Here is a 16,918-nt window from a genome sequence, read left to right as displayed (position 1 = left end):
TGTGCCAAGATTTAAGATTTGGCTTAGGATTGATGCGTACTGGTATCTAATACCAACTGTTGTAAATTCGATTGAAGCGCTTTAATCCGAGTCGAAGCCTCTTCACGTTTTTGCATGCCCTCTTTCTGAATTTGAATGACATCATTTACAGTTTTAATCAGGGTATTTTGAACATGTTCAAGCGTTTCAATATCAATCACTGAACGTTGATTGGCTTTGGCAGTATCCACAGAATTTTGATGAAGTAAATCTGCATTGCGTTTTAGTAGCTCATTGGTTGCATCATCAATCGTGTTAGCAAGTTGTACACTATTACGTTGCTCATTTAGAGAAATCGCCAAGCTGATCTGGTTTTTCCATGCGGGTAAAGTAATATTTTTAATCGCATAAAATTTATCGACCAACATCATATTATTAGATTGAATAATACGAATCATCGGTAAGGTTTGCATTGCAGATTGTTGCAAGACTTGTAAATCACTGACCCGCTTTTCTAGATTGTTGGCTAAATGATTAAGGTCATAAACACGCTGATTGGTTTTAGGATCTTGCTCTTGCTGAGATAAAGTCGCAATTTCTTGCTGCACTTCTACTTGCTTGATTCGACCTGCGGCAATATAAATACCTAACTGTCGATATTCCTCTTGAACCCCATTAAACATACGATCTAATGTATCTACCCGCGCTTTTAAACCTGTTTGTGATGTTTCAATTTCTTTGACCAATGAATCTATTTGCTCTTTGGTGGTATTAAAATGTTGATCGAAACTTTGCTTAGCACCTTTAAACTTACTGAGTATACTTCCAATAAATCCTGAGTTTTTTGATTGATTCAAAATGCTGGATGTATTCAATTGCTGAGCAACTTGCACAACTTCATTTAATTTTTGCCCAGTCACATCTAAGTCTTTATTTTTAACTAAGTTGAGTAATTCATCTGTATATGAAGATGTTTTGGTCGCAATATTTTTACCATATTCAGCAACGGATGCATGATTAATATTGGCCAAGTCTTTATGCGCATTTACAACCTCATTAAAATCCTCAGTATTTAAGCCTATTTCTTTCAAATTCAATTGTTCAAACTTCTGCAATTCCAACGGCGTATTGGATTGTTCAGTTAATGCTTGATGATTCGAATCGCTCATACTTGTATCCTATTTATTTTCTAATGATTTCTTTAATGATTGAATTAATTTATCACGACTTTTATCCAGTTCTTCAGTCGTTGTAAAAGAATTCTGTGCACTACTCTGTTTGACATGATATTGCCATGCAGGAATCAGAACATGCTGAGCTTCATTAAAGCGATCAAGTAAGCTCAATGAAAGTTGTTGTGTTAACTGCATTTGTGCTAACGCAATATCATTACTGGCTTGTAACGTTTGTAGCGTATTGACTTTCTTAGACAACCGCTCTGCAAAGTTATCCAAGGGATGACGATGTTGTACAAAAGCAGGATATTCATGTAAAAATTCCTGCGCTGCACGAATATATTTCGCCATTTGCTCTCTTAAACCATTGGCTTGTTGGAATCTTGCTTCCGACTTTTGAATTTCGATTTGTAATCTTTGACTCAAATGTTTGGCTTCATCAATTAAACTTTCTAAATCATTTAAATATTTGACTTGCCCGACACCAAACTCCAAATCCAAGCCTAACCATTTTTGTATCGCATTGAATTTACGTTGATTTAGCTTTTTCTTGGATGCAGATAATTGCTGAATAATTTGTGCAATAATTTGACTCAGCTTTTGCGTCAAACTTGGATCAATGGCTTTTAGCAGTACCGATTGTGCTTGAATCAACTGATCGGCATATAAATTCAGTCGTGTTTGATTGTCGAGTAATGGAACCAAATCATTTCTTTTAATCGAAAGTAATTCATCAGAACTACATGAGATCTGTTCAAGCGGTGTAAGTACAGTAAATTGCTTCATATCAGTTCAAAATGAATAACTTTTCAATGATTTAAGGGAAATCAATCAACAAACCCTTTCTATTTAAAACTTATAATACAAATTAGGGAGAAAGCCTATACAAATAGCAAAAAACATACAGATACAAAAAAACCAGCTTCTAAAAACTGGCTTTTTGTATGACAGACAATGCCATAAAGACGATTATTTAACCTGTATTGCTTTTCCTGTAATTGCTTTCGTTAGTTACTGTTTTGGTTGTCTATTCGCTTGATTACGACGATAACCCACTAAGCCTAAAAGCCCAAGAATACTCAACCAACCCAATGAACCACCACCACTTGTACGTGTGCTTCCCGGCGCCGTACCTGAGTTTTCTAATTTCACAGTTGCAGCATTGGAAATAACACCATCCGCATCATATACATAGTAGGTAAATTTATAGCTAAATGGATCAAGCGTACTTCTAAGTTGGATATGGACTTTGCCCCCATAGCAGGTATATTTACTGTCGCTACCAGGACAAGGACCACTACGATCAGCTGTGATCACAACAGGATCGATATTTGTTCCGATACGAACAGGTAATTCAACCCCATCTGCATTGATATAAAATTTTGGTTTATTCGGCTTCGCTGTTAACGCAGCGGCATTACCATCACCATCATCATTGGCATATTTCAGTAAATCTACATCAATTGCTTTGGTTGAGCCATATTCAATTTTAAAACTACTATCCTCTACAATTGGTGCAATATTGGTAAAGCTGCCAATCACATAAGCTGAAGATGTAATGTTTGGATCTGTCTTTAATTTAAGTTGATAACTACAGAATTCATTATCACCTGATGGTGTAACACTGTCATCTATACGCCATAACATAATTCTCTTTAAGTTCGGATTCCACTCACATTTGAAATTTGGATCTTCCTTACCCGCAAAGACTTTATTGCCATCCAATAAACCTACACCAAGTGGTTTTACAATCACATCATAATTGTCCACACTTAAATGTTTTACTGCCCGAACATCTTTACCAGTGGCATCTTTGGTAATAATCTCCGCTGGTAGATTGGCTACAAAAGGATCGACAAAGATCGTGCGATACTTTTGGTCAGATTTGGTGTATTTGATTAAATTACTATACAACTCTGATTGGATTTTATAAAAAGGAATATAATCTTGCTTGGTTGCTGGATCAGCAATCAACTTATTATAATTATCCAATATGTTCTGGTAAGAGCTAAGTGCAGCAACCACCGATGTATTGGTGGAACTTAAGTTATTTGCGGTTAAACGCAACACTTCTGTAGAACCAATATCGCATGAGTTTGCTACATCATTTTGTCCATTTGAGTTTTCTGCAATCACACGTGTGATACCGCGCTGATCAGTTCCACTACAACCCGTATAACCAATATCAACCAGATCTTTATCTGTACCTAAATTTTTAGGGAAATACATCGGCATAAAACCAGTAGACTCACTTGGTTCTTCTAACTCATTTAAAATAGACGAGAATCCAATATTGCCTACATCAAATGTATGGTCTTTACCCTCTTTGGTCACAGCCTCAGCAACTTCGCACTGATCATCTCCAGCAGCCAATTTTAAAGCATTATAAGTAAGTACTACACCTGAACCTTCCACCTTACTGACATCACCATCTGCATAACGGCAAGATTTTCCAGTATTGTAAGCCAAGATATTATTGCTTAATGCCTTTCTACCATTGTATCCATACAGCAATGTTGCCCAAGCATTATTCCTTACAATGGTATTACTGATCAATGATAAAGAAGAATTATCACTAAAATTAACCTTGCCTTGTGGTGTCAATTGGCTAAATTGAATGATACGACCTTGACTCGCACTTGCAGTATTCTGAGTCATGGTATTTGCTGTTAATGTTACTGCTGGTTGCCCACAAAAGCTAAACATACTTAAACTATTTGCAGCACCATTATTCATAAAAGTTGTGCCACTCACTGCAATAGTTCGTGTTGTAAAAACCAAGTTATCTGCACATGTCATTCCAAGCACACTACCTTGGTCCGCAGTATTTCCATCAAATACGCCATAACTTACAGTCAGTGAGCTCGATACATCATTTAAATAAATCGCACCACCAATTTTCGCTTTGGAATTGATAATAGATACGTTATTTAAAGTTGTCGCTCCACCTGCATAAATCGCACCGCCCACACTATTGTTGGTATCATTTAAACTTGATCCATCTTTTAAAATCACATCACTCAGCACTAAACTCGGTTTATTTTCATAAATGGTATTGAAAATACGCGAATTTCCTTGACCTGAAATTGTGGTTTTTAATGGGGTTGCAGCTGGAAAATTATTGGTCAATACATCTGGTCGGCTATAATCACCAGGTTCTTTACCAACAATGGAAACATCTGAGTTAGGTCTTAACTCTTTAGTCAGTTTATATTCACCTGCTTCCAACTGAATCACATTGGGCACAGTTGAATAAACCTGCCCTGCACTACAGCCACCATAAGCTTTATGTGTAGCAGCTGCACGTAATGCTTCTCTTAATGAACACTTGTCAAGATTTGTCCCATCTTCATCATCAAAGGTGGTTACATAAATCGTTTTATCTTCTGCCGCCATCAAAGACATAGTCGACAGTACAACAAGTGTCAGAAATCCTTTTTTATAATTTTTCATGTGTAATCCTTTACTTATATTTTATCCGTCGATAGCCTGCTAAACCGATCAGACCAAAGATTGAAAGAAATCCTAAACTTCCGCCAGAAGTCTTTACTTTATAGTCTTTAAAGTCATCAGGCTTTCTTTGTACAATTCGCGCAGGGATCGTAATATAAGGATTATCCGATTTATTAAAACTTGTGGTTGAAGTCACCACATTGATTTTAAATTCATCTGAACCTTGCCAACGACTATTTGGTGTATAGACAATATCGCCAGCCTGATTTATCGTCATGGTGCCTTTAGATGGGGTATTGGTTTGAATAACTTTTAAGCAACCAATTTGCCAAGGCTTACCATTGTCATCCAATTCACGATTAAAAATTTGTTTACACTTTTCAGCACTAACAAGTTCACCATCTTGTAATTGATCTGAGATTGAAAACTTAGCTGTTTCACCATATAAAATATCTTGACCCACCGTCGAAATATCTGAGGTGTTAATCACCAGCTCAATTGCACCACGATCACATAATTCTGAATTTACATCGCGATTTTTACCACGCTGATCAACCGATGAACATGCCAATATTTTATCTTGTACTTCCGGACCATGATTAATTATTAAAGAATCTTCAGCTGAATTATAACTTGGTAAAATTCTTGGTAAAAAATAACCTAAAGCTACACTAGGCGCCTCAGCAAATGGGCATAAAATCCCATTGGTACTATAGTCACATTTACCTTCTGTAGTACTTCCAGCAATCAGTTGTGCATTACCTAAGGCTGTAGATTTAAAACCATTACATCCTGAAGAATAAAGGTTATTACTGATCTGTTCCGCTTCACCACCAGCCACAATGGTACAATCTTGTGTACCATTTTTGGCAATAATACTATTTGCAACATAACCTTTCTTTTGAGGTGCATCCACAATAAGGCCCATGCTATTAAGAATCATGGTGATATTGTTGACTTGCATAGCGTCATAAATTTTGACCACATAGCCTTTATTGTTAAAAATCGTACTATTCATGATTCCGAACGGAATCGAAGAGCCTATTGTTTTTAAAGCATCTTCAGAAAATTGATTTTGTGTTTCAAAGTTTGAACTTGTGGTATCGGTAACTTCATTATCTCGAATCAATGATTGAGAGATAACAAACGTAGGTAATTCGGTATATATAACACCACCTTTTTCTGCTTTATTGCCTTTCATTAAGGTCTTACTCATAGAAACAGAGCTTAATGATGTATTCGCGGCATAAATACCTGCATTATAGATTGCCCCGCCTTCTTTTGCATGACCATCTAAAAGTTGGCTATTGCTTATACCCAATGCTTCTTTGTTATAGATCAAGCCACCTTGCTCAGCACATACGTCTTGACCACAGCCTTTTAAAGTAATTTCATCAAATGAAACTTTCAGCATTGCAGGTGGTGTAGTTTCTTTCGGATCTATATTTTTTTCAATATGAAATAAACGCTCTTTTCCAGCCATTTTAATAATGGCATTTCTTTTACCGACAAGCGATTGTGTATTATTTACGTTACTTTCATAAGTCGAACCAAAAGCGACATCTTTTAAAATTCGGATTTGACTATTCAGTAAATACTCTTTATTTCCTTCTAATATAATTTTTGCAGTCACCTCTTTGCCGCCGCCACAACCATTATAGCCAGCTTCAGGCATTCCCTGATTGACATAGTCAACTGCTTCTCTTAATGAACACTGATTATCAGCTTTTACAATATCATCTGTGGTAGTCACAGTAATATTTGCACTAAATGCCTGACCAGTAATACATAATAATCCTAAGCCTATGCCCCGTTTGAGCATTATAGTCTCCTTGATTTCTTTTAATTATTTCTTATTAGCCAGCATTACGCTTTGCTATCAGTCCTTTTTGCGTACTTTGTCACACACAATAAAAATTCTCAAGAATTTTTATTGTCCGATCTATTGACTTCACTTCTTGTGTTATACGCGCATTCAACAATAGTAAAAATCAACTATTGTCGATATTCATCAATCAATGCATAGAGCTGTCTTAAAGTTGCATGAGATAATTTAGTTTTCTCACCCTTTAATAACTTTTCTAGCTGTTCAACAGACTGAAGTAGTGTACTCGTTTGATGTGGTCCATGTAATAGCAAATATTCCGTTATTTGTGGGTCAAAATGTACACCCCGACGTTCCAACACAGAATGCAATAAAGCATATCGATCTGCATAAGACTGTCCACTCGGTACTTTTACACTGACTGCCTGAGTAAGGCGAGATTGTAGGTCTGGTAGTTCTAGCTTTAATTCTATTGGCGCAAATCGTGAAGAAAACACCAATTGTCCACCATCTTCGTTATTGTTATTAATCAGATGGAATACCGCTTTTTGCCAATGCGGTACACCACTAATGGCTTCGATATCATCCAAGGCAACCAAGTCATAGCTTTCTAATGAGGTAATTGCTTCTATAGGCGCATCAAGTAATTCTAAGAGCGATACTTTAATCGCAGATTTGCCAATCTCTAAATAAGAATCGCAAATCGCCGTGAGTAAATGACTTTTTCCGGTTCCAGCACCACCATAGATGTAGAAACGATTCATCAGCCCTGCATGAAGCTGACGCACAGCATCAATTACAGGTCCCCAACCTGGCCCAGAAAAATCACTAATTCTGGCATCCAGTTGTGGTTCTATATCCAACTGTAATTGACGCATATATTCAAATCATTCCTAAAGTGGATTTTGATCATTTTTAATCGATTGATCAGTATCTTGCGTGTTTTTAACTTCAATATCAAGATCAACTTTGTCGCTTTCGACTGAAATTGTTTCAGTAGTGCCATTATTTTGTATGGTCACTAAAGTCTCCTCTGCTTTAAAGAACTGACTTTCTTGATATAACTCTTTGAGATGCTTGAGTAAAACCACGATAACAGCTGCAACTGGCAGTGCGATCAACATCCCTACAAAGCCACCCAACTGAGCACCCGCAAGCACTGCAAATACTACAGCTACAGGAGATAAACCAATTTTATCGCCCAATAAGAACGGTTGAAGAATATATCCTTCGATGAGTTGCCCTACACCAAATACAGCTAAAACCATTAATAAATGCTTTGGATCTAGACCAAACTGGAAAAAACAGGCAATCACTGCCGCAATAATTCCGACGCCAAAACCAAGATATGGAATGATACTGCACAGTCCCGCAATCATACCAATAATTAATCCAACCTCTAGACCCACCAATTGCAAGCCCACGGCATAGACGATTCCCAATAAAATCATCACTAGGAATTGCCCTTTAACAAAAGCACCCAAAACGCTATGACATTCACCGACAATTTTAAGTACATTGCTTTCATATTGACGAGGAATAAAACTCTTTAAGTGTTCCAACATCCGCTTCCAATCAAGCAAGAAATAGAACGCAATAATTGGAATTAAAACAATTGTTCCGCCGATCGAAATAAAACTCAGTCCAGATTGGGCAATTTTTAAAGCCATCGCTTGGATACTATCCGCACTATAGTTGGTCTGAACATACTCCATCACCACTTTAGAAATTTGGTCTGTATCCAACTCCATATGTTCAACATTGAAATTATTGGACAACCACGGTAAAAAAGTAGAATTCACCCAATGGATTCCCGCAGGAATACTGTCACGGGCATAAATTAATTGTTTCCAAACTAAGGGTACAACAAACCATATTGCCCAAGTCAGTAACACACCTATTCCGATAAAAACCACCGAAATAGAGAGCCACCTTGGTAAAAATTTTGACAGCTTATCCACCACTGGACTAAATAAATAGGCAACCAGAAAAGCCGCAACAAAAGGAATCACTACAGGTTTTAATAAATATAAAATCCATAAAACTAAAGCAATTCCAGCAAGGATAAAAATTCGTTTTAAAGTCCGATCGTGCATCGAATCACGCCTTTTTCAAATTTATTCGTTATGGATGGGAAAATATTTTAATAAAGATAGCATTTTAGTGCAGAAATAACATAAGAGTTTCGTATATTCGGGTATAATCCCCGCGCGAATGCGGAGACTTCAATTATGAGCAACTCAACTTCTACCCCAAACACTGGTTTAAGCTATAAAGACGCTGGTGTCGATATTGAAGCGGGCGACGCACTTGTCGATCGAATCAAATCTGTCGCTAAACGTACAACACGCCCTGAAGTAATGGGTGGTTTAGGCGGCTTCGGCGCACTTTGCAGAATCCCTAAAGGTTATGAAGAACCTGTTCTTGTATCTGGTACAGATGGTGTCGGTACAAAATTACGTTTAGCATTGAACTTAAATCGTCATGACACGATTGGTCAAGACTTGGTTGCAATGTGTGTAAACGATCTTCTTGTATGTGGTGCTGAACCTCTATTCTTCCTCGATTATTATGCAACTGGACATTTAAATGTTGATGTTGCTGCAAATGTTGTGACGGGTATTGGTAAAGGTTGTGAGCTTGCAGGCTGCGCGTTGGTCGGTGGTGAAACTGCTGAAATGCCAGGGATGTATGAAGGTGAAGACTATGACCTCGCAGGTTTTTCTGTGGGTGTGGTTGAAGCAAGCAAAATCATTGATGGTACGAAAGTAAAAGCAGGTGATGTTCTTATCGGCTTAGCCTCTTCTGGTGCACACTCAAACGGTTATTCTCTACTTCGTAAAATCTTAGACGTGAAAAACGTCGATTTAACTCAAATTGTAGATGGTCGTCCGCTTGCAGATGTTGCAATGGAACCAACACGTATTTATGTAAAACCAGTACTTGAACTGTGCAAACAAGTTGATGTCCATGCAATGGCACACATCACAGGCGGCGGTTTACCTGGTAATTTACCTCGCGTACTTCCAAATGGCGCTCAAGCGGTGATTAATGAATCGTCTTGGCAATGGCCTGAATTGTTCAAACTTTTACAACGTGAAGGTGCTGTAGAACAATTTGAAATGTACCGCACATTTAACTGTGGTGTGGGTATGGTCATTGCAGTTGATGCTGCAGATGCTGACAAAACTATTGAAGTTTTGACTGCTCAAGGCGAAAAAGCATGGACAATTGGTCATATCCAAGAAAATGCGGCTTCAATTGAAGGCGCAGACGAAAAAATTCGTGTGATTTTTGCATAAGCCTTTCACATGATTAAAATTGCTGTACTTGTCTCAGGCAGTGGAAGTAACCTTCAAGCCTTGATTGATGCCAATCTTTCAGGGCAAATCGTGGGGGTCATTTCCAATAAACCTGAAGCATTTGCCTTAGAACGCGCTGCAAAAGCAGGCATTGCAACCACGGTGATTGAGCATAAACACTATCCTGATCGTGAAACTTTTGATGCTGTCATGCATCAACAATTACTGGATTGGGATGTTGATTTAGTCATTCTCGCTGGTTTTATGCGTATTCTCAGTGCCAAATTTGTCCAAGCATGGGAAGGGAAAATGGTCAACATCCACCCTTCACTATTGCCCTATTACAAAGGCATGCATACACATCAACGTGTTTTAAATACCGGTGATGTTTTACACGGGTGTACTGTGCATTATGTCACTGCTGAGTTAGATGCTGGACAAGCGTTGGCTCAAGGCGTTTTAAAAGTTGATCTGCATGATAATGTGCAATCCCTTGCAGCACGTGTCCATGTACTTGAGCATTTAATTTATCCTCAAGCGGTTGAATGGATCTGTAATGGCACCATTCAACACTTAGAAAATGGTCAGGTTTTATATAAGGAGCAAGCACTTAAACAGCCAATTCAATTTTGCCAGCTTTAAGTATTGCTTGATTTAAAATACTGTCGAAAAAATGCATCCTCGGATGCATTTTTTATGGCTAAAAAAAATTTTATAATCTGCTATCTAAACAAAAAGTTGAACGATAATTTAACGCGGTTCAGAAACCTCTATATCTTCAATTTCATATGCTGAATTGATTTGACAATAAATCCACAAGCCAGGATAGTCCATTTGCGCAATAAAAATTAAACTCGTTACGCCTTCGATAAAAAAGCAAATTTTGTATAAACATAACTGCGCTTTTAAGGCTTGTTGCCCCTGATGCCTAATCTCGGCTTCCATGTCAATATAAGCAGCGTCAGTAAGTTCTTTAGCAATCTGAGATTGAAGTTCACTTAATTTCTGCTGGGTCAGTTTGCCCATCACATTTACAGCGGATTGAAGCAACGTCGAAAAATCATCAAATTTAGGCTTTTCAACTTCTAAATCAAATTCAACATCAATGATCTGTGTTGGTCCGAATTGGTAAGATCCCAATAGAACATCACTACTTATTCTCAAATCATCAGGGTCTGTAGACAATTCGTCTACGTTTGCGACTACGTGTGTTTTTTAGGCGATACTAGGCGCGGAGTATGAAATTTAGTTATTCTAAATGAGTAGTTCGTAACGACGTAGCGGCAAAAAACACTCTAGTCCCGAAGGGTTGTGGCTAAAATTATCTCAGACTACGTTATGAAACTCGAAAATAGTCTCGCTATTCTCTTCGTTTCATGCCTTGCCTGCTCAATTTTAACCTACAACGCAAGCCATTTATGAAATGTCTACAGACCCTAAATATTTGCATAAAAAATTACCTAAAATCATCGATTCTGTTGAATCAGCTTTTTAATTAAGTCAACAGTTTCAACTGGATGTTCCAAAGGAAACATATGTCCTCCAGCCGTCAGGGTAAAAGGAATATTAAATTTCTTTTTAGTAATTTGTGGAAATTTACGTTTTAAAAAAGGACTCTCTGAACCAATGACCAAATCTACAGGAATTTGCGGTTGTGGATGAGGTAACCACCAATAAGAAGGACCTGATCTAAAAATTGCAACTTCAACATCTTTAGGAATGGTCAAAGTCACCCCACCGCGCACATGATCTTCTGTCAACGCATAATCGATATAAGCCTGAAAACAATCTGCATCAAAATGCTGATAAAACCCCTTTGGACGTAACAACTCTGCAGCTTGTTGCCGTGAATCCCAATGATCTCGACGGCGTATGCTGAGATGCGCTGGTGTCATTGCATCGATTTTTTGAGGATAAAATTTCTTTGCAAGATTAAAAACCAAGGAGGCTGTCCCCATAATCAAAGGAGGATCCAATAAAATTGCTTGTTCAAATAAATCTGGACGCTTAAATGAGGCTAAAAAGGTTGCAACGGCGCCTAATGAATGGCCTAAACCAATCACTTTGCGTCCATTAGACTGTTGCACAATACTATCAATCACTTGATCTGCAAAATTCGACCAATTGTTATCAATAGGATAACGTTGATCTGTACCCAATAAAGAAACATAAATCACATCATATTGATCTTTCAGTAAATCAAATAGCTTGGTATAGACTTGAGATGGCACACCATTGGCATGGGCAAAATGAATAACAGGTTTCATGTGAGATAGGCTAACCATGTCTTGCTTTACACTCTGAATATGATGAATTGAAAATACTGTAGCCGATAAATAGGATTCAGTTAAACATTTTAAGTGAACTCCGTGCTCTTATTTTACACTCAGCGATGCCATTCAAATGGATTGGACAGGTTTAAAGCAGTTATAAAGGCTTAAGATAACAAGAAAATAGCGCTTTAAAATTGTGCTTGGCTTAATTTTTCATTTTCTTTTTTTCAGCTTTGTTGTTATTTCATACAGGCTGCATCAGTAAACAGCAATGCTACCGCTATATTACTGTTTACTGATCCATAAAACCTAGACTATTGCATTTTCACATCTTGGTTCATACCCAGTTTTTGGCTTACAGCTTCACCTAAGCCATTCCCCATTTCTGAACCTAAACGGCCTAGAACCGAGTCAAATGGGCTACGCTCAACCGTATAATTGACTGTCTTTTTCACTTTTAATTCACGTTTCAATGTTTCGATATTCCCTGCTTTATCTGCGATACCCAATTTAATAGCTTGGTCACCCGTCCAGAATAAGCCAGAGAAAATCGCTGGATCTTTCGATTTTAGCTTTTCACCACGGCCTTTTTTCACAGCATCGATAAAGTGATCATGGACATTGTCCAATAAAGCTTGAATGTGCGCACGTTGTTCTGGATTAATCGGCTTGGTCATACTGAGTATGTCTTTATTGCTTCCCGAAGTCATGGTACGGTCTTCAACACCTAATTTTTGGGCTAAACCATTTACACCGTAGTTCGGCATAATCACACCGATTGACCCCACCAAACTCGATGGATTCACCCAAATTTCGTCTGCTGCTGATGCAATATAGTAAGCACCTGAAGCGCCCATATCACCAATCACAGCATAGACTTTTTTCTCTGGATTTTGTTTTTTAAGATATTGAATCTCTTGCCAAATATCATCAGACTGAACTGGTGACCCACCTGGTGAATTCACATTCAGTACAACTGCTTTGGCAGACTTTGCTTCAAAGGCTTTCTTTAATGATTTAATTGTATCGGTACTATTTACACCTTGACTGCTTGAATCAATCGTACCAACGATATTGACAACCCCTAAATGATTCTCGGAGGTTATTGTTCCATCATCTGAACCAGACAATGAACAACTCTTACCCAATGCAACTAAGACAAACAAAATATAAAGAAAAGTGAGTATTTTAAAAAAGATCCCCCAACGACGAGTACGACGTTGCTCTTCAACTGAAGCAAGAACCGCTTTCTCTAAGATCTTCCATTCCTGTCCTGTAGGCTGTTGCCCAGCAGAGGAATTCAAATTTGTATTGTCATTTTGAGGTTTCGGCGGCCAATCTGACATTTATACCATCCAAATTAATTATTCATGCTTCATTATATACACGGAATCCGTATAATCTATTTAATCATTACGATTTAACTTATAATAATTTGCTAAATCTCACCATTACTTAACTTCTGCATTAATTTTAGATCCAGATGACTGATAAACATAAGACCACTACTTCGCGACTTCTCAATTTTTTCAGTCGACTACCGATCCCAATCGCGCGTTTTATCGCGCGTATTTTAGCTGGACTGGTCAATTTATTACATATCACAAAAACATCTGAAACCATTCGTCTAAATATTGAAATTTGCTTTCCAGATCTTGATAAAGCAGAACGTGAGAAAATTACAGAACAGGCGATTCGTAACGAACTACAATCCTATATGGAATTTTTTACGGTTTGGGGCAGTTCCAATCAAAGAAATATCGATCGTATTCATCATGTTGAAGGTGAACACTATTTCCATGAGGCCATTGCTGAAAAAAAAGGGCTGGTCCTGATTGTGCCTCATTTCGGTACATGGGAAATTATGAATGCATGGTTTGCCCAATATACCCAAATGACCATTATGTATGAACCGATTAAGGATGAGAGTGCGGATCGTTTTGTACGTGCAGCGCGAAGTCGTGAAAATGCCAGCTTAGTTCCAACAGATGAATCAGGTGTACGACAAATATTTAGGGCGTTAAAACAAGGTGGTACAACTGTGATTTTGCCTGACCATTCACCCCACCAAGGTGGAGAACTGATTGAATATTTTGGGATTCCACTCTCTTCGAGTAATTTAAGTGCCAAACTGATCCAAAAAACCAAATCCAAAGCACTTTTCTTATATGCAATCCGAAATGACAATCAGGGTTTTGATATGGTGGTTCAGCCGATTGATGAAAAGATCTATCAGGTGGATGCAAATCAAGGTACGCATATCATTTACACTGCGCTGGAAAAATTAATCTGCCAATATCCAGAACATTACCATTGGAGTTATAAACGCTTTAAAGCGCATCCAAAGCTCAAACAGATTTATAATGTTTCCAATAAAGAAGCGATGGAAATGGTCAATTTAGTCCGAAATGATGCGATCACGGAAAGTGAGCCACTTTAAAGTTTGGCGATAAGCTTTCACATCCATCTGTCCTTGTGGATTTAGCTTAAATTGGATAGAGCCTTGCTCAATCGTGGTTTTGACTGGAATATTCAACACCTCTAGCCGTTTCAATACAATCGGATGTGGATGACCATAACGGTTGGCATATCCTGCCGATACAATCGCAAGTTTAGGCTGTAACTGTTTTAAAAAGGCATAAGAAGAACTATTTTTACTGCCATGATGACCCAGTACTAAGACATCAACCTTTAAATTGGGATATTGTGTTAACAGATTAAATTCCGTTTCCCAACCTGCATCGCCCATCAATAAAAAGTTTTGATATGACTTTGACTCAGGGACTTGGATATAGATCACACAAGACAGTTCATTTCGATCATAGGCAGCTTTGCTTAGGCTATTTTTAGTAGGCGCCAAGACTGAAATTCGAATATCTTCATATTGCCAATCTTGTCCTTGATAGCAATAGTCAAAGTCATACAGGTTAAAACGTGCATCTGTTTCATTTGAATAAACTTTGTTCATTTTGATCACTTTCTCTATTTCTGCAAATGCACCACTATGGTCTTGATCTAAATGCGTCAAAATCACCTGATCCAATTGGGCAATCCCTTGTCGCATCAGATATGGAATGATGACATTTTTGCCGATACTAAATCTTGCTTCATCAAATGAACCTCCTGTATCAATCAGCATTTTATGTTGGGGTAGGTTTAAAAAAATGGCCTGCCCTTGCCCAACATCTATGATATCCAGTTGAAATATTGCAGAACTCTTATGCGAGATCACTAAGGGGATTAAACAAAGTATTGTCCAAAATTTTGGCAGTACACCTTTGGGCAAAAATAAAATAAAAACAGCCAAAGCGATGCAAACAATTTCTAGCGAATTAAATGCCCACCAATTCAGTTTAAAATTGAGCAGCTGATTTAATCTTTCCAGTAGGTACAGCAATATAGACAATAAAAGATCAGAAATTTTAAAGAGCCATAATCCTAAAGGTTCAAACAGCATACTTATACATGCGGCCAAAACTTCAATGGGAACAATCAGTGCACCGATCATTGGAATTGCAAGCAAATTGCTCAAGGGTGTAATCCACGAAAATTGTTGAAAAATCCACAGCACCACTGGCAGTAATGCAATAAATATTTTCCATTGGGAATCAATCAATACCCGTATAAATAGCTTGGCCTTAGTCTTCCATGTCTCTACAGTTGGGAGAGCATGTTGTTGAACTGTTTGATAGACGCGAATCAAAATAAAACAGGAACCAAAGGACAGCCAAAAAGCAGAAGATAAAATACTAAAAGGATCAAGCAGCAATAAAATACTGGCCGTCAATAATAAATGTTTAAGCGGTTGAATTTTTTGCTTGAATAAAATAATAACGCTTAAAATTGAGACTGTTAGCATGGTTCTTAATGCTGGTATTTCAAAACCAACAAAAGCACTATAAAACACCACACAGGCCAAAAATGGGTAAACCAATAAATAAGGTTGTGGAATATTCAAAAAAATCTGTGGATAAACTTTTTTAATGATTGAGTTAAATAAAAAGCAAAACAATATGGCAAAAATTAATACGTGCGGCCCAGAGATTGCAAGTAAATGAGAAATACCCATGGTTTTGAATAAGTCTTGAGTTTCGTTTGCCAATAAACTTTCATCCCCTGTCAATAATGCGAGGACTAAGCCCTTATTTTTTAAAGAAGAATCAGCAATTAAATCGCGAAACTTTAAACGTAAATTCTCGATACTAAGTTGAATTCTATATCGCACGCTATTTTGTTGCTCAACAAAGCTGCTATAGCCCAATTGCTTCACTTGATTTTCATCGATATGTTCAACCGACTGGAGCTTGAATACAGCCAGAATATTTTCTTGTAAAAACCATTTTTCTTTATCAAACACTCCAGCTACAGCATAACCATGAATCGGTTTAATTTGCCCTGTAACCCGATAATATTGCCCCAGTTGGATCATTTCAGACTGTGAATCATCCAGATACATCAATATTTGTCTGACTTTGTTGGGTTCGAGTAGCAATGCTTTTTGTTGGATACGCTGTTGAGTATTAGGCAATTGAGTGTTGGAGGATGAGTCTGTTGGCTTAATAGTATTTATGCGAGAAATATAAATAATCTTTTCAATTTGATGATGTGGTGTATCACGTAAACTTAATCTTTTTTCAAGTGCGAAATCTGCATAATAAAAACCAAGGAGACCACTTGATATCCCCACTACACTGAGAGAAACCAACTTAAATACAACAGAATTGATCAAGCTATAGTTTAAGCATCGACATACACATAACACTAGGCTTAATGCTAAGCTGATCCAAATCCAGAGATTAAAGTAAGCGGGTGAATAATATCCCATAAACGAGATACCCAATATCCATCCGATTAAAGCAATGTACATATACATAGTTTTTCTATTTATTGTTTTCAGTGTTTATTTATTGA

Annotated in this window: 13 protein-coding genes; 3 read left to right on the top strand and 10 right to left on the bottom strand. The window is 37.6% G+C overall.

The window, feature by feature from the left end:
- Window positions 1-23: 23 nt before the first annotated feature.
- The 6 genes from FY049_RS19805 to cxpE form a co-directional block, all read right to left on the bottom strand.
- Window positions 24-1,148 carry a toxic anion resistance protein gene (locus FY049_RS19805; RefSeq protein WP_004820278.1) on the bottom strand — a complete coding sequence of 375 codons (1,125 nt, stop codon included), beginning with the start codon at window positions 1,146-1,148 and terminating at the stop codon, window positions 24-26.
- 9 nt (window positions 1,149-1,157) lie between these two features.
- On the bottom strand, window positions 1,158-1,940 hold the full coding sequence (locus FY049_RS19800) for a tellurium resistance protein (protein WP_154129913.1): 783 nt from the start codon (window positions 1,938-1,940) through the stop codon (window positions 1,158-1,160).
- 225 nt (window positions 1,941-2,165) lie between these two features.
- A complete protein-coding gene (locus tag FY049_RS19795) occupies window positions 2,166-4,607 on the bottom strand; it encodes a CSLREA domain-containing protein (protein WP_224965152.1) in 2,442 nt (813 codons plus the stop codon).
- Window positions 4,608-4,617: 10 nt separating this feature from the next.
- Entirely contained in the window at window positions 4,618-6,429 is a 1,812-nt protein-coding gene (rbtA, locus tag FY049_RS19790) for a rhombotarget A (protein WP_224965151.1), read from the bottom strand.
- Between the two features lie 173 nt (window positions 6,430-6,602).
- Window positions 6,603-7,310 carry a DnaA regulatory inactivator Hda gene (gene hda / locus FY049_RS19785; protein ID WP_224965150.1) on the bottom strand — a complete coding sequence of 236 codons (708 nt, stop codon included), beginning with the start codon at window positions 7,308-7,310 and terminating at the stop codon, window positions 6,603-6,605.
- A 15-nt stretch (window positions 7,311-7,325) separates the two neighbouring features.
- On the bottom strand, window positions 7,326-8,528 hold the full coding sequence (gene cxpE, locus FY049_RS19780; protein WP_224965149.1) for a chloramphenicol efflux transporter CxpE: 1,203 nt from the start codon (window positions 8,526-8,528) through the stop codon (window positions 7,326-7,328).
- 135 nt (window positions 8,529-8,663) lie between these two features.
- On the opposite strand from cxpE, the gene purM reads away from it, so the two are divergent.
- Together purM and purN are read left to right on the top strand one after the other, a co-directional pair.
- The gene (purM, locus tag FY049_RS19775; protein ID WP_004721761.1) at window positions 8,664-9,734 is read left to right on the top strand and encodes a phosphoribosylformylglycinamidine cyclo-ligase; all 1,071 of its coding nucleotides are present in this window, start codon (window positions 8,664-8,666) and stop codon (window positions 9,732-9,734) included.
- A 9-nt stretch (window positions 9,735-9,743) separates the two neighbouring features.
- Window positions 9,744-10,376, top strand: coding sequence for a phosphoribosylglycinamide formyltransferase (gene purN, locus FY049_RS19770; protein WP_446084212.1), 633 nt, complete (start codon window positions 9,744-9,746; stop codon window positions 10,374-10,376).
- Window positions 10,377-10,484: 108 nt separating this feature from the next.
- Here the strand turns inward: purN and FY049_RS19765 are convergent, their stop codons facing one another.
- From FY049_RS19765 to sppA, 3 genes are all read right to left on the bottom strand, one after another.
- Window positions 10,485-10,919 carry a hypothetical protein gene (locus FY049_RS19765; RefSeq protein ID WP_224965147.1) on the bottom strand — a complete coding sequence of 145 codons (435 nt, stop codon included), beginning with the start codon at window positions 10,917-10,919 and terminating at the stop codon, window positions 10,485-10,487.
- 281 nt (window positions 10,920-11,200) lie between these two features.
- Entirely contained in the window at window positions 11,201-12,001 is an 801-nt protein-coding gene (locus FY049_RS19760) for an alpha/beta fold hydrolase (protein ID WP_224965146.1), read from the bottom strand.
- A 320-nt stretch (window positions 12,002-12,321) separates the two neighbouring features.
- Window positions 12,322-13,353 carry a signal peptide peptidase SppA gene (gene sppA / locus FY049_RS19755; protein ID WP_056515897.1) on the bottom strand — a complete coding sequence of 344 codons (1,032 nt, stop codon included), beginning with the start codon at window positions 13,351-13,353 and terminating at the stop codon, window positions 12,322-12,324.
- 137 nt (window positions 13,354-13,490) lie between these two features.
- Here sppA and FY049_RS19750 point away from each other — a divergent pair, with 137 nt between their 5' ends.
- Window positions 13,491-14,447 (top strand): lysophospholipid acyltransferase family protein, encoded by a 957-nt coding sequence (locus FY049_RS19750; RefSeq protein WP_327858430.1) that lies wholly within the window; start codon window positions 13,491-13,493, stop codon window positions 14,445-14,447.
- On the opposite strand, the gene FY049_RS19745 is transcribed toward FY049_RS19750, so the two are convergent.
- Window positions 14,406-16,880 (bottom strand): DNA internalization-related competence protein ComEC/Rec2, encoded by a 2,475-nt coding sequence (locus FY049_RS19745; protein WP_446084211.1) that lies wholly within the window; start codon window positions 16,878-16,880, stop codon window positions 14,406-14,408. The genes FY049_RS19750 and FY049_RS19745 overlap by 42 nt on opposite strands.
- Window positions 16,881-16,918 lie beyond the last annotated feature (38 nt).

It is taken from the genome of Acinetobacter sp. 1125_18A, from assembly GCF_052824985.1.
The sequence above is the reverse complement of the archived record's forward strand: the minus strand, read 5'-3'. Positions and strand labels throughout refer to the sequence as shown.